The sequence below is a fragment of the Enterobacter cloacae complex sp. SHL022 genome, assembly GCF_049237785.1.
In the GTDB taxonomy this organism is placed as follows: Bacteria; Pseudomonadota; Gammaproteobacteria; order Enterobacterales; family Enterobacteriaceae; genus Enterobacter; species Enterobacter hormaechei_C.
Map to the genome: position 1 here is coordinate 42962 of NZ_JBMKJH010000013.1, position 12819 is coordinate 55780.

Sequence of the window (12819 nt, forward strand, 5' to 3'; positions counted from 1 at the left end):
GCCGCTAAAGAATTCATCGAGCTGTACCCTACATACAGCCGAACTAAAAAAAGAAAGGGCTTCCCACGGGAAGCCCAATTTCTTTTTATGGCTCAGGGAATTAACAGACTCGACCCCTGCGTTGCCCGGCTCTCCAGCACCTCATGCGCACGTTGCGCATCGGTCAGCGGATATTTTTGCGCCTCTGCCACATCCACTTTAATCACCCCGCTGGCGATCAGCGAGAACAGCTCGTTGCTGGCTTCCTCGAGTTCTTCCCGGTTGGTGATGTAACCTTGCAGGGAAGGGCGAGTGACGTACAGTGATCCTTTCTGATTCAGAATGCCCAGGTTCACCCCGGTGACAGCCCCGGAGGCGTTACCGAAGCTCACCATCAGCCCGCGACGTTGCAGGCAGTCCAGCGAAGATTCCCAGGTGTCTTTCCCCACCGAGTCATACACCACGCGGACCTTTTTGCCGCCAGTGATTTCTTTTAGCCGCTCAACGATGCTCTCTTCCCGGTAGTTGATCACCTGCCATGCGCCCGCGTCCAGCGCACGCTGCGCTTTTTGCGCGCTGCCTGTGGTGCCGATCAGCTTCGCGCCCAGGGCTTTCGCCCACTGGCAGGCAATCAGCCCCACGCCACCTGCGGCTGCGTGAAACAGGAATTGCTCGTCAGGCTTAATTTCGTAGGTTTTTCGCAGCAGATAATAGACCGTCAGCCCTTTCAGGAATGAGGCGGCAGCCTGCTCGAAGCCGATCGCATTTGGCAGAAGCGCCGCTTTCTCGGCCGGAACGTTATGGATGGAGCTGTAAGCGCCCAGCGCCGACTGCGCGTACACCACGCGATCGCCTTCCTTAATGTGCTTAACCGCGCTGCCCACTTTGCTGACGATGCCGGCCGCCTCTGTGCCCAGCCCGCTCGGCATCGACGGAGGCGGATAGAGGCCGCCGCGAATATAGGTATCGATGTAGTTAATGCCGATAGCTTTGTTTTCCACCTGGATTTCGTTCTCGCCAGGCGCAGCGGGGGTAAATTCCACCGCTTTGAGTACGTCAGGGCCACCATGCTTGTGAAATTCAATACGTGTTGCCATGCTTCCTCCAGAATGTGGTAATCTTTCGACCCACTCTTTATCTCGGTAACTCCATTCACTATGGCAGGAAACAAACCCTTCAACAAACAGACTGAACCTCGTGAGCGTGATTATCAGGTCGCCGGGTTAAAAGTCCCGCCGCACTCGATTGAAGCGGAACAGTCGGTGTTGGGCGGTTTAATGCTGGATAACGAACGCTGGGACGACGTCGCCGAGCGCGTTGTCGCGGAAGACTTCTATACCCGCCCGCACCGCCACATCTTTACGGAAATGGCGCGTTTGCAGGAGTCGGGCAGCCCGATCGACCTGATTACGCTCGCAGAATCGCTGGAGCGTCTGGGACAGCTCGACAGCGTCGGCGGATTTGCCTATCTGGCAGAACTGTCAAAAAACACGCCAAGTGCCGCGAACATCAGCGCTTACGCTGATATCGTTCGTGAACGTGCCGTTGTCCGCGAGATGATCTCGGTGGCGAATGAGATCGCCGAGGCCGGTTTCGATCCCCAGGGGCGCACCAGCGAAGATCTGCTCGACCTGGCGGAATCCCGCGTCTTTAAAATCGCCGAAAGCCGTGCGAATAAAGACGAAGGCCCGAAAAACATCGCCGATGTGCTCGACGCCACCGTTGCACGTATTGAGCAGCTTTTCCAGCAGCCGCACGATGGCGTGACGGGGGTGAACACCGGTTATGACGATCTCAACAAGAAAACGGCAGGTCTTCAGCCGTCGGATTTGATTATCGTGGCCGCACGTCCGTCGATGGGTAAAACGACATTTGCAATGAACCTCGTCGAAAACGCGGCGATGTTGCAGGATAAGCCGGTGCTTATCTTCAGTCTGGAGATGCCCTCTGAACAGATCATGATGCGTTCTCTGGCGTCCCTGTCGCGCGTGGATCAGACCCGCATCCGTACCGGTCAGCTGGACGATGAGGACTGGGCGCGGATCTCCGGCACCATGGGGATTTTGCTGGAAAAACGGAACATCTATATTGATGACTCCTCCGGCCTGACGCCGACGGAAGTGCGCTCCCGCGCGCGCCGTATCGCCCGTGAACACGGTGGCATCGGTCTCATCATGATCGACTACCTTCAGCTGATGCGCGTTCCGTCGCTTTCCGACAACCGTACGCTGGAGATTGCCGAGATTTCGCGCTCGCTCAAGGCGTTAGCCAAAGAGCTGCACGTGCCGGTGGTGGCGCTGTCGCAGCTTAACCGCTCTCTGGAACAACGTGCAGACAAGCGCCCGGTCAACTCCGACCTGCGTGAATCCGGCTCCATCGAGCAGGATGCCGACTTAATCATGTTCATCTATCGTGATGAGGTTTATCACGAGAACAGCGACCTGAAAGGGATCGCCGAAATTATTATTGGTAAGCAACGTAACGGCCCCATCGGTACGGTACGTCTGACCTTTAACGGCCAGTGGTCGCGTTTCGACAACTATGCCGGTCCTCAATATGATGATGAGTAATTTCTAAGGAATTCAAATGCAAGCGGCAACTGTTGTTATTAACCGCCGCGCTCTGCGACACAACCTGCAACGTCTGCGAGAACTGGCGCCCGCCAGTAAGCTCGTTGCAGTCGTGAAAGCGAACGCTTACGGACACGGTCTTCTTGAGACCGCGCGAACGCTCCCCGATGCCGACGCTTTTGGCGTCGCCCGTCTCGAAGAAGCTCTCCGCCTGCGCGCAGGTGGAATTACGCAACCGATTCTGCTCCTCGAAGGCTTTTTTGAAGCCTCGGACCTGCCGACCATTGCCGATCAGCACCTGCACACGGCGGTGCATAACGAAGAACAGCTGGCCGCGCTGGAAACGGCCGAACTGAGCGAACCGGTCACCGTCTGGATGAAGCTCGACACGGGCATGCACCGTCTGGGCGTGCGGCCGGAAAGCGCGGAGGCGTTTTATCAGCGTCTGTGTCAGTGCAAAAATGTGCGTCAGCCGGTAAACATCGTCAGCCACTTTGCCCGCGCCGATGAGCCTGAATGCGGCGCAACGGAACAGCAGCTTGATATCTTCAACACCTTCTGCGAAGGCAAACCGGGGATGCGCTCGATCGCGGCATCCGGCGGTATTCTGCTGTGGCCGCAGTCGCACTTCGACTGGGCGCGTCCGGGCATCATTCTTTACGGCGTATCGCCACTGGAGCACAAACCCTGGGGGCCGGACTTTGGCTTTAAGCCGGTGATGTCGCTGGTTTCAAAGCTGATTGCCGTGCGTGAGCACAAAGCGGGAGAGCCGGTAGGTTACGGCGGCACCTGGATCAGCGAGCGCGATACCCGTCTTGGCGTGGTGGCGATGGGCTACGGTGACGGCTATCCCCGCGCCGCACCAACGGGCACGCCGGTGCTGGTCAACGGTCGTGAAGTGAAGATTGTCGGCCGCGTGGCGATGGACATGATTTGTGTTGATCTGGGGCCCGACGCGCAGGATAAAGCGGGGGACGATGCGGTGATGTGGGGCGAAGGCCTGCCGGTAGAACGTATTGCTGAAATAACAAAAGTGAGTGCTTACGAACTTATCACGCGTCTTACCTCAAGGGTCGCGATGAAATACGTCGACTAAGCATGAGCGGGATGCGGTGCATCCCGCTTCTGTTAACATCCCCTCGATCTTCTTCCGCTTCCGGTTTATTGTTGAATTCCCTGCCTCATAATAATCCGGAGAACATCGCGTGTTTCAGAAAGTAGACGCCTACGCCGGCGACCCTATCCTCTCCTTGATGGAGCGTTTCAAAGAAGATCCTCGCAGCGACAAAGTGAACCTCAGCATTGGTCTTTACTACAACGAAGACGGCATCATTCCTCAGTTGAAAGCCGTTGCTGAAGCTGAAGCGCGTCTTAACGCAACCCCGCACGGTGCTTCGCTTTATCTGCCGATGGAAGGATTAAACACCTACCGCAACACTATCGCGCCGCTGCTGTTTGGTGCGGACCACGCGGTGCTCGCGCAAAAGCGCGTAGCGACTATCCAGACGCTGGGTGGCTCGGGTGCGCTGAAGGTAGGCGCAGATTTCCTGAAAAAGTACTTCCCGGATTCCGGCGTGTGGGTCAGCGACCCGACGTGGGAAAACCACGTTGCGATCTTCGAGGGCGCGGGCTTTAAGGTTGAAACCTATCCGTGGTTCGACAGCGAAACGAACGGCGTGCGCGTTGATGCGCTGCTGGAAAAACTGAACACCCTGCCGGAGCGCAGCATCGTATTGCTGCATCCGTGCTGCCATAACCCGACGGGTGCGGACCTCACCAATGCCCAGTGGGATGCGGTGATCGAGATACTGAAGGCGCGTAACCTGATCCCGTTCCTCGACATCGCCTATCAGGGCTTTGGCGCGGGCATGGAAGAAGACGCCTACGCCATTCGCGCGATTGCCAGCGCGGGGCTTCCCGCTCTGGTCAGCAACTCCTTCTCAAAAATCTTCTCCCTGTACGGCGAGCGCGTTGGCGGTCTGTCCGTGGTGTGTGAAGACGCCGAAGCCGCGGGACGCGTACTCGGCCAGCTGAAAGCGACGGTCCGCCGGATCTACTCCAGCCCGCCGAACTTTGGTGCGCAGGTGGTGGCGACAGTTCTCGGTGACGAAACACTGAAAGCCACCTGGCTTGCGGAAGTGGAAGCGATGCGTAAGCGCATCCTGTCGATGCGTCAGGAGCTGGTTAACGTCCTGAAAGAGGCCGTGCCTGGGCATAACTTTGATTATCTTCTCAAGCAGCGCGGGATGTTCAGCTACACCGGACTGAGCGCAGCGCAGGTCGATCGCCTGCGTGAAGAGTTCGGTGTCTACCTGATCGCCAGCGGCCGTATGTGCGTGGCGGGTCTGAATGCCAGCAACGTCCAGCGCGTGGCGCAGGCGTTTGCAGCTGTGATGTAAGTACTCACTACTTATTATCTCCCTCTCCCTGTGGGAGAGGGCTGGGGTGAGGGCATCAGGCCGCAGAAAATCTTGCCCGGTGGCGGCTGCGCCTTACCGGGCCTACATCACTCATCCACACTTTGTGATCGTCTTCTTTTTATTCCGCTTCATAAGTAAAAACTCCTTTCCTTCCCCTCCCGCTGGGGTTATGGTCGGATAGTTTTTTGACCATCCGCTCAAAATAAAAAGATAACAAACTGAATATTCAGGGGAAAATATGCGCAAGATCACACTGGCGCTCAGCGCCGCCTGCTTATTGTTCTCGCTTAATAGTACCGTTGTTGCGCGGGCTTCTGCACCCACGCCGCTTTACACCGGCACCACCGCCGCCATTCTTGCCGAACAGGCCCCCATTCACTGGGTTTCAGTGGCACAAATTGAAAACAGCCTGACGGGTCGCCCGCCGATGGCCGTGGGCTTCGATATTGACGATACCGTTCTCTTCTCCAGCCCCGGTTTCTGGCGCGGCAAAAAAACGTACTCCCCGGACAGCGAAGCCTATCTGAAAAACCCGGAATTCTGGGAAAAGATGAACAACGGCTGGGATGAGTTCAGTATCCCGAAAGAGGTTGCCCGCGCGCTGATCGCCATGCACGTAAAGCGCGGCGACAGCATTTACTTCGTGACCGGACGTAGCCAGACCAAAACCGAAACCGTCTCGAAAACGCTACAGGATGATTTTCTGATCCCGGCGGCCAGCATGAATCCGGTCATTTTTGCCGGGGACCAGGAAGGGCAAAACACCAAAACCCAGTGGCTGGAAAAGAAAAATATCAAAGTGTTCTACGGGGATTCAGATAACGACATCACCGCGGCGCACGACGTGGGAGCCAGAGGCATCAGGGTGTTACGCGCCTCGAACTCCACCTACCGACCGCTGCCGATGGCCGGAAAATTTGGTGAAGAGGTGATCGTTAACTCTGAATACTGATGCATTAACGGCGGGGTGAATGCTTTTTTAAGCAAATCTCGCTGCGCGGGTTTTACCTTTCGCTTTCTTGCTGCACACTTAGAAAGATTCACCTTTCATAATGGAGCAGCACATGTGGTATCAACAGACCCTGACCTTAAGCGCAAAACCACGCGGATTTCACCTTGTGACGGACGAAGTCATCGGGCAAATCCGCGACCTGTCGCGCGTCAAAACGGGTTTGCTGCATCTGCTGCTTCAGCACACGTCTGCTTCTCTCACGCTTAATGAAAATTGCGATCCCACCGTCCGGTCCGACATGGAGCACCATTTTCTGAAGAGCGTCCCGGACAACGCGCCTTATGAGCATGACTATGAGGGGGCGGACGATATGCCTTCGCATATTAAATCCTCCCTGCTGGGCGTCTCGCTGATGCTGCCGGTCCACAACGGACGGCTACAGCTGGGAACGTGGCAGGGGATCTGGCTGGGAGAACATCGCATTCACGGTGGTTCGCGTAAAATTATCGCAACGCTACAAGGGGAATAAAGATGACAATTTCGGAGATACTTCAGTACTGCATGAGCAAGCCGGGTGCGGAACAAAGCGTTCACAGCGACTGGAAAGCCACGCAGATCAAAGTGGGTGATGTGCTGTTCGCGATGGTGAAAGAGGTGGATGCGCGGCCTGCGGCATCACTGAAAACCAGTCCGGAACTGGCCGACTTACTGCGCCAGCAGCACGATGATGTCAGGCCAAGTAAGCATCTGAATAAAGCGCACTGGAGTACGGTGTTTCTCGACGGCTCGCTGCCAGATTCGCAAATTTACTACCTGGTGGATGCGTCGTATCTACAGGCGGTTGAACTGCTGCCGGAAACGATCCGACAGCAGCTCTCCGTGTGACGATTACAGCAACGGTTTGAGGAAGCGCGCGGTGTGCGAGGCTTCGCACTCTGCAACGGTCTCTGGCGTACCGGAGACGAGGATTTCACCGCCGCCGCTGCCGCCTTCCGGGCCGAGATCGACAATCCAGTCCGCGGTTTTAATCACGTCCAGGTTGTGCTCAATCACCACGATGGTGTTGCCCTGATCGCGCAGCTGGTGCAGCACGTCCAGCAGCTGCTGGATATCCGCAAAATGCAGGCCGGTGGTCGGCTCATCCAGAATGTACAGCGTCTGACCGGTACCGCGTTTAGACAGCTCACGCGCCAGCTTCACGCGCTGCGCTTCACCACCGGACAGCGTTGTCGCTGACTGCCCCAGACGGATATAGGTCAGACCCACATCCATCAGGGTTTGCAGCTTACGCGCCAGCGCAGGGACGGCGTCAAAGAACTCGCGCGCCTCTTCGATGGTCATATCCAGCACTTCGTGGATGGTCTTGCCTTTGTACTTAATCTCCAGCGTTTCACGGTTATAGCGCTTGCCTTTGCACTGGTCGCACGGCACGTAGATATCCGGCAGGAAGTGCATCTCAACCTTGATTACGCCGTCGCCCTGGCACGCTTCACAACGGCCGCCGCGCACGTTAAAGCTGAAACGGCCTGGCGTGTAGCCGCGCGAACGCGCTTCCGGCACGCCGGCAAAGAGTTCACGTACGGGCGTAAAGACGCCGGTATAGGTCGCCGGGTTGGAACGCGGCGTACGGCCAATCGGGCTCTGGTCGATGTCGATAACCTTGTCGAAATGCTCCAGCCCCTGAATGTCGCGGTACGGTGCAGGTTCAGCCAGCGTCGCGCCGTTCAGCGCCGTCTGCGCAATCGGGAACAGCGTATCGTTGATCAGCGTCGATTTACCGGAACCGGACACGCCGGTGATGCAGGTGAACAGCCCGACAGGCAGCGTCAGGGTCACGTCCTTCAGGTTGTTGCCGCGCGCCCCGGTTAGCTTCAGCACTTTTTCCGGGTTCGCCGCCACGCGCTGTTTTGGTACTTCAATTTTGCGCTTGCCGCTCATGTACTGGCCGGTCAGCGACTCGGGCACCGCCATAATGTCTTTCAGCGTCCCTTCTGCCACCACCTGTCCGCCGTGCACGCCAGCGCCCGGGCCGATGTCGATCACGTGGTCAGCGGCGCGAATGGCGTCTTCGTCGTGCTCAACCACAATCACAGTGTTGCCAAGGTTACGCAGGTGAACCAGCGTGCCGAGCAGGCGTTCGTTGTCGCGCTGGTGTAGGCCGATAGACGGCTCATCCAGCACGTACATCACGCCGACTAAGCCTGCGCCAATCTGGCTCGCCAGACGGATACGCTGGGCTTCACCGCCGGAGAGCGTTTCAGCCGAGCGGGAAAGCGTCAGGTAGTTCAGGCCAACGTTCACGAGGAACTTGAGGCGATCGCCGATCTCTTTCAGCACTTTTTCAGCGATTTTCGCGCGCTGGCCGGAGAGCTTCAGGTTGTTGAAGAAGTCCATCGCGTGGCCGATGCTCATGTCTGAGATGGTCGGCAGCGCCGTGTTTTCGACAAACACGTGACGCGCTTCGCGGCGCAGGCGCGTGCCCTCGCAGGTGGCGCAGGAGCGGTTGCTGATGAACTTCGCCAGCTCCTCACGCACCGCGCTGGATTCGGTCTCTTTGTAGCGGCGCTCCATGTTGTGCAGCACCCCTTCGAACGGGTGGCGACGCACGGAAGTGTCACCGCGATCGTTCATGTACTTGAACTCAATGTTCTCTTTGCCGGAACCGAACAGGATCACTTTATGTACGTTCGCGCTCAGGCTGGCCCACGGGGCTTCAACGTCGAACTTGTAGTGCTCCGCCAGCGACTTCAGCATCTGGAAGTAATAGAAGTTACGCTTGTCCCAGCCGCGAATGGCGCCACCCGCCAGCGACAGCTCCGGATTCTGGATCACGCGATCAGGGTCGAAATACTGCTGAACGCCCAAGCCGTCACAGGTCGGGCACGCGCCCGCCGGGTTGTTGAACGAGAACAGGCGCGGTTCCAGCTCGCGCATGCTGTAGCCGCAAATCGGGCAGGCAAAGTTGGCGGAGAAGAGCAGCTCTTCCGCTTTTGCATCGTCCATGTCTGACACCACCGCCGTGCCGCCCGACAGTTCCAGCGCCGTTTCAAAGGATTCCGCCAGACGCGTCGCCAGATCTTCACGTACCTTAAACCGGTCAATCACCACTTCGATGGTGTGTTTCTTTTGCAGCTCCAGCTTTGGCGGATCGGACAGGTCACACACTTCGCCGTCGATACGGGCGCGGATATAGCCCTGGCTTGCCAGATTTTCCAGCGTTTTAGTATGTTCGCCCTTACGCTCTTTAATGATTGGCGCCAGCAGCATCAGGCGTTTGCCTTCCGGCTGCGACAGCACGTTATCCACCATCTGGCTGACGGTCTGGGCCGCCAGCGGAACGTCGTGATCCGGGCAGCGCGGCTCGCCCACGCGCGCATACAGCAGACGCAGGTAGTCATGGATTTCGGTAATGGTACCGACCGTGGATCGCGGGTTATGCGACGTGGATTTCTGCTCAATGGAGATAGCAGGAGACAACCCTTCAATGTGGTCGACATCCGGTTTTTCCATCAGCGACAGGAACTGACGCGCGTACGCCGAGAGCGATTCAACGTAACGACGCTGTCCTTCGGCATACAAAGTGTCGAAAGCCAGTGAGGATTTGCCAGACCCCGAAAGCCCGGTCACGACGATGAGTTTGTCGCGAGGGATTATGAGGTTGATATTCTTGAGATTGTGGGTGCGGGCGCCCCGAACTTCGATCTTATCCATTCACCTTTCCCGGTTGGAACACGGATTGCCTGATTTGTTTGAAGGACAAACGGCTGTCAGAAACGGCTAATTATGACACAAAATGACCTGTTTGAATATACAGTATTGGAATGCATTTTCTGATTCACTGTGTAACAATGTCGAGTCCGCGAGAGAACTCTGGAACATGCTACGCAACTATCAAAGTGTCGCATGGAAATGGTACACTCGCGCGTTTACACTATTAAGAAACGTATTCAGGAGACACGAACATGGCCAGCAGAGGCGTAAACAAGGTGATTCTCGTCGGTAATCTGGGCCAGGACCCGGAAGTACGCTACATGCCGAGTGGTGGCGCAGTTGCCAACATTACGCTGGCTACATCCGAATCCTGGCGTGATAAAGCGACCGGTGAAATGAAAGAGCAGACCGAATGGCACCGCGTTGTGCTGTTTGGCAAACTGGCTGAAGTGGCCGGTGAGTATCTGCGTAAAGGCTCTCAGGTTTACATTGAAGGCCAACTGCGTACCCGCAAATGGACCGATCAATCCGGTCAGGAAAAATACACCACGGAAGTGGTGGTGAATGTTGGCGGCACCATGCAGATGCTGGGTGGCCGTCAGGGCGGCGGCGCACCGGCAGGTGGCGGCCAGCAGCAGGGCGGTTGGGGCCAGCCTCAGCAGCCGCAGGGCGGCAATCAGTTTAGCGGCGGCGCGCAGTCCCGTCCGCAGCAGCAGTCTGCTCCGGCACCGTCTAACGAACCGCCAATGGATTTCGACGACGATATCCCGTTCTGATATCCAGACGCGTGAAACACAAAAAACCCAGATAATGTCTGGGTTTTTTTATAACAGGCTATCAGGTAATCACCATCGGCCAGTCTGGTGGGGTGTGGCTCATGGCTTCAACCATTACCACTTTAATGTTTTCCCAGACGGCGGCTATATCCACCAGCGTAATACCGAGCAAACCTGTTGCGAACCAGCATGCGGCGCCTAACCCTAACAGGGTGCTAATCACAGCAAGACCTGCGTAGTCGGACTTTCGGAACTGAATGTTTAACGTGCTGGCCAGGAACATCAAAACCGCGCTCAACAACGGCCAGCGCAGGAGCACCATGCTGGTGGTAATGGTTGCCATAAAACTCATCCTCGACAAAACAGACGAACTGGAATGAAACAATGTTTCTCGTTACATAAGATGTGTGAACTATATCACATTTGCTGTTTTATTAGCCAGTATCCGCGTGAGGTAAAAGTGGGTTTATTACCAGGGAAAATATATCGTCGTCGCTCGTATCCGCGTCTGGTCGGAATTTTTATTTTTAATTCATTCAGATAGCAAAACCTTTGCAAAACACCTTCGGCTGTATAGCGTTTACAGCAGTATGTCTATGGATTATGCTTGTGTGGAACAATAAATGTACCCGCAGAAATAATTCATCGCATTGAATTAATTGCCTTTTTTGGATTTTATATTCTTTGTTTTACACTCAGCATGCTCTTTGATTTCGTGGTCTTATTCTTTTATTCAGATATGAGTTATTGCGGTTGCTCTCTCGATTAATGACCTGCGAAAAGATAATGAAAGAACAAAGACGCGAGATTATTAACGACAGCATGCAGGCGCTGCACGCCCTGGCGAAGCTGATGCCGCAACTCAACGCGCAGTGTTCGCCGGTGGAAATGCTGGAAACCATCAACAGCGCTCTGGGGGCAAATCTCTCGTGGGTCAGTGTCGAATCCGCAGACGGGCCGCGCGTGGTTTGTGCCGGCGACGTGACGTGTCACGCCTTCAACGTGGCGGATTTTCTTGCCAGCACCCTGTTGCAGCGGCATCACCGCGCCTGGCGGGTTATCTATTGGAAAGCGCATATTGGCCGGGCGGTATTTTCCCCTCAGCACCCGGGCTATGCGCGGCTGCAAAGCGGCGTCCTGTGTAAACTCTCAGCGCATGGCAGACAGTGCAGTGGTTATTTCTTTTTGGCTTTTAATGGAAAACTTACCTCGTTGCCGATACTGAAAAATATCGTGGTGGTATTGGTTGAGAAGCTAAAAGATTATTTTGATGACATCATCGTGCGGGAAAAAACGGCGCAAGAAATGCAGCGCGTCGTCACGCAATATAAAACCTTATTTGAGCGTGCGCCGGTATTAATGAACGCCTTTGACAGGCATAACCGGTGTGTATTGTGGAATGCCGAATGCGAAAAAGTCTTTGGCTGGAGTATGACTGAAATCGACGAGCACCCCGATCCGCTGGCCCTGTTTTATCCGGATCCCGAGGAGCGACAGCGCGTGCAGGAGTCGGTTCGTTTCGCACCACTTAAGGATATGTACGAATGGCACCCGGTGCGTAAAGACGGGACGCAGTTAACGATTCTCTGGTCAAACATCCTTTTGCCGGATAACTCCATTCTCAATATTGGCCTGGATATCACCGAACGTAAAAAAGCAGAACAGCAGCTGACCGTCAAAGCCACCACGGACGATCTGACGGGCTGTCTGAATCGCTCGACAATCTTACAGCAGCTCAAAATGGCGCTGGCAGCCAGTTCGCCGCAGGATGTCAGTAGCCACTTCTGTCTCCTGATGTTCGATCTCGATTATTTCAAGCAGATTAACGATCGGTGGGGACATCAGGTTGGCGATGCGGCATTGATTCACTTTTGCGACCGTATTCGCGAGGTGAGCCCGGCCGGGTCAGCGCTGGGACGGGTGGGGGGCGAAGAGTTTGTTCTTCTGCTGGCGCGTACGGATGGTATGGCCGCTACGTTGCTCTCTTCTCGCCTGCGTGCCGCGCTGATCTCAAAACCGCTGCGTGTGGGCGATAAAACGCTGGTACTCTCCTTCAGCGCCGGGGTGGTTGAAGTCTGTCAGGGGCAACGAGATACTTCTGCCATACTGATGCGTGCCGATAAGGCATTATATGACGCCAAGCGTACGGGAAGAGGAAAAACGGTCCTGGCGTCTGATTATTTATAAATCAGCATAAGAACAAAGAGCAGGCTATTTCAGCCAGCGAATTTTCCACACCTGTCGCGGGTAATTATTTTCCTTATCAGAAACGAAATGAATACTTTTAGTTTGGCTTACGGGAAAATATTATCGGCATCACGAATTTTAGGATTTTTAATACCAAAAGTCAGTTGCTAACTTCCTATGATTCATGCAACGTAATCACCTGTTTATCAAAGCAGCCGGTCTTC

11 protein-coding genes are annotated in these 12819 nt (G+C 55.6%); 8 read left to right on the plus strand and 3 right to left on the minus strand.

What is annotated here, in order from left to right:
- Positions 1–92 precede the first annotated feature (92 nt).
- The gene (locus tag ACOTZD_RS20905; RefSeq protein WP_003860300.1) at positions 93–1076 is read right to left on the minus strand and encodes a quinone oxidoreductase; all 984 of its coding nucleotides are present in this window, start codon (positions 1074–1076) and stop codon (positions 93–95) included.
- 60 nt (positions 1077–1136) lie between these two features.
- On the opposite strand from ACOTZD_RS20905, the gene dnaB reads away from it, so the two are divergent.
- The 6 genes from dnaB to ACOTZD_RS20935 all read left to right on the plus strand — a co-directional run bounded on the left by dnaB (position 1137) and on the right by ACOTZD_RS20935 (position 6806).
- Positions 1137–2549, plus strand: coding sequence for a replicative DNA helicase (gene dnaB / locus ACOTZD_RS20910; protein ID WP_003860298.1), 1413 nt, complete (start codon positions 1137–1139; stop codon positions 2547–2549).
- 16 nt (positions 2550–2565) lie between these two features.
- On the plus strand, positions 2566–3645 hold the full coding sequence (gene alr / locus ACOTZD_RS20915) for an alanine racemase (RefSeq protein ID WP_023324011.1): 1080 nt from the start codon (positions 2566–2568) through the stop codon (positions 3643–3645).
- A gap of 109 nt (positions 3646–3754) precedes the next feature.
- Positions 3755–4948 (plus strand): aromatic amino acid transaminase, encoded by a 1194-nt coding sequence (tyrB, locus tag ACOTZD_RS20920; RefSeq protein ID WP_022650225.1) that lies wholly within the window; start codon positions 3755–3757, stop codon positions 4946–4948.
- A 259-nt stretch (positions 4949–5207) separates the two neighbouring features.
- Complete coding sequence (gene aphA, locus ACOTZD_RS20925; protein ID WP_003860292.1) at positions 5208–5921, plus strand: acid phosphatase AphA; 714 nt, start codon at positions 5208–5210, stop codon at positions 5919–5921.
- A gap of 112 nt (positions 5922–6033) precedes the next feature.
- Positions 6034–6450 (plus strand): secondary thiamine-phosphate synthase enzyme YjbQ, encoded by a 417-nt coding sequence (locus tag ACOTZD_RS20930; protein WP_017382627.1) that lies wholly within the window; start codon positions 6034–6036, stop codon positions 6448–6450.
- A gap of 2 nt (positions 6451–6452) precedes the next feature.
- Positions 6453–6806, plus strand: a complete 354-nt coding sequence (locus tag ACOTZD_RS20935) for an MmcQ/YjbR family DNA-binding protein (RefSeq protein WP_017382628.1) — start codon at positions 6453–6455, stop codon at positions 6804–6806.
- Between the two features lie 3 nt (positions 6807–6809).
- Here the strand turns inward: ACOTZD_RS20935 and uvrA are convergent, their stop codons facing one another.
- Complete coding sequence (uvrA, locus tag ACOTZD_RS20940) at positions 6810–9632, minus strand: excinuclease ABC subunit UvrA (protein ID WP_003860287.1); 2823 nt, start codon at positions 9630–9632, stop codon at positions 6810–6812.
- Between the two features lie 251 nt (positions 9633–9883).
- Here uvrA and ssb1 point away from each other — a divergent pair, with 251 nt between their 5' ends.
- On the plus strand, positions 9884–10408 hold the full coding sequence (ssb1, locus tag ACOTZD_RS20945; RefSeq protein ID WP_003860284.1) for a single-stranded DNA-binding protein SSB1: 525 nt from the start codon (positions 9884–9886) through the stop codon (positions 10406–10408).
- 61 nt (positions 10409–10469) lie between these two features.
- Here the strand turns inward: ssb1 and ACOTZD_RS20950 are convergent, their stop codons facing one another.
- Entirely contained in the window at positions 10470–10751 is a 282-nt protein-coding gene (locus ACOTZD_RS20950; protein WP_003860282.1) for a YjcB family protein, read from the minus strand.
- 443 nt (positions 10752–11194) lie between these two features.
- Here ACOTZD_RS20950 and ACOTZD_RS20955 point away from each other — a divergent pair, with 443 nt between their 5' ends.
- Positions 11195–12595 carry a sensor domain-containing diguanylate cyclase gene (locus ACOTZD_RS20955; protein ID WP_003860281.1) on the plus strand — a complete coding sequence of 467 codons (1401 nt, stop codon included), beginning with the start codon at positions 11195–11197 and terminating at the stop codon, positions 12593–12595.
- The last annotated feature ends 224 nt before the right edge of the window (positions 12596–12819 follow it).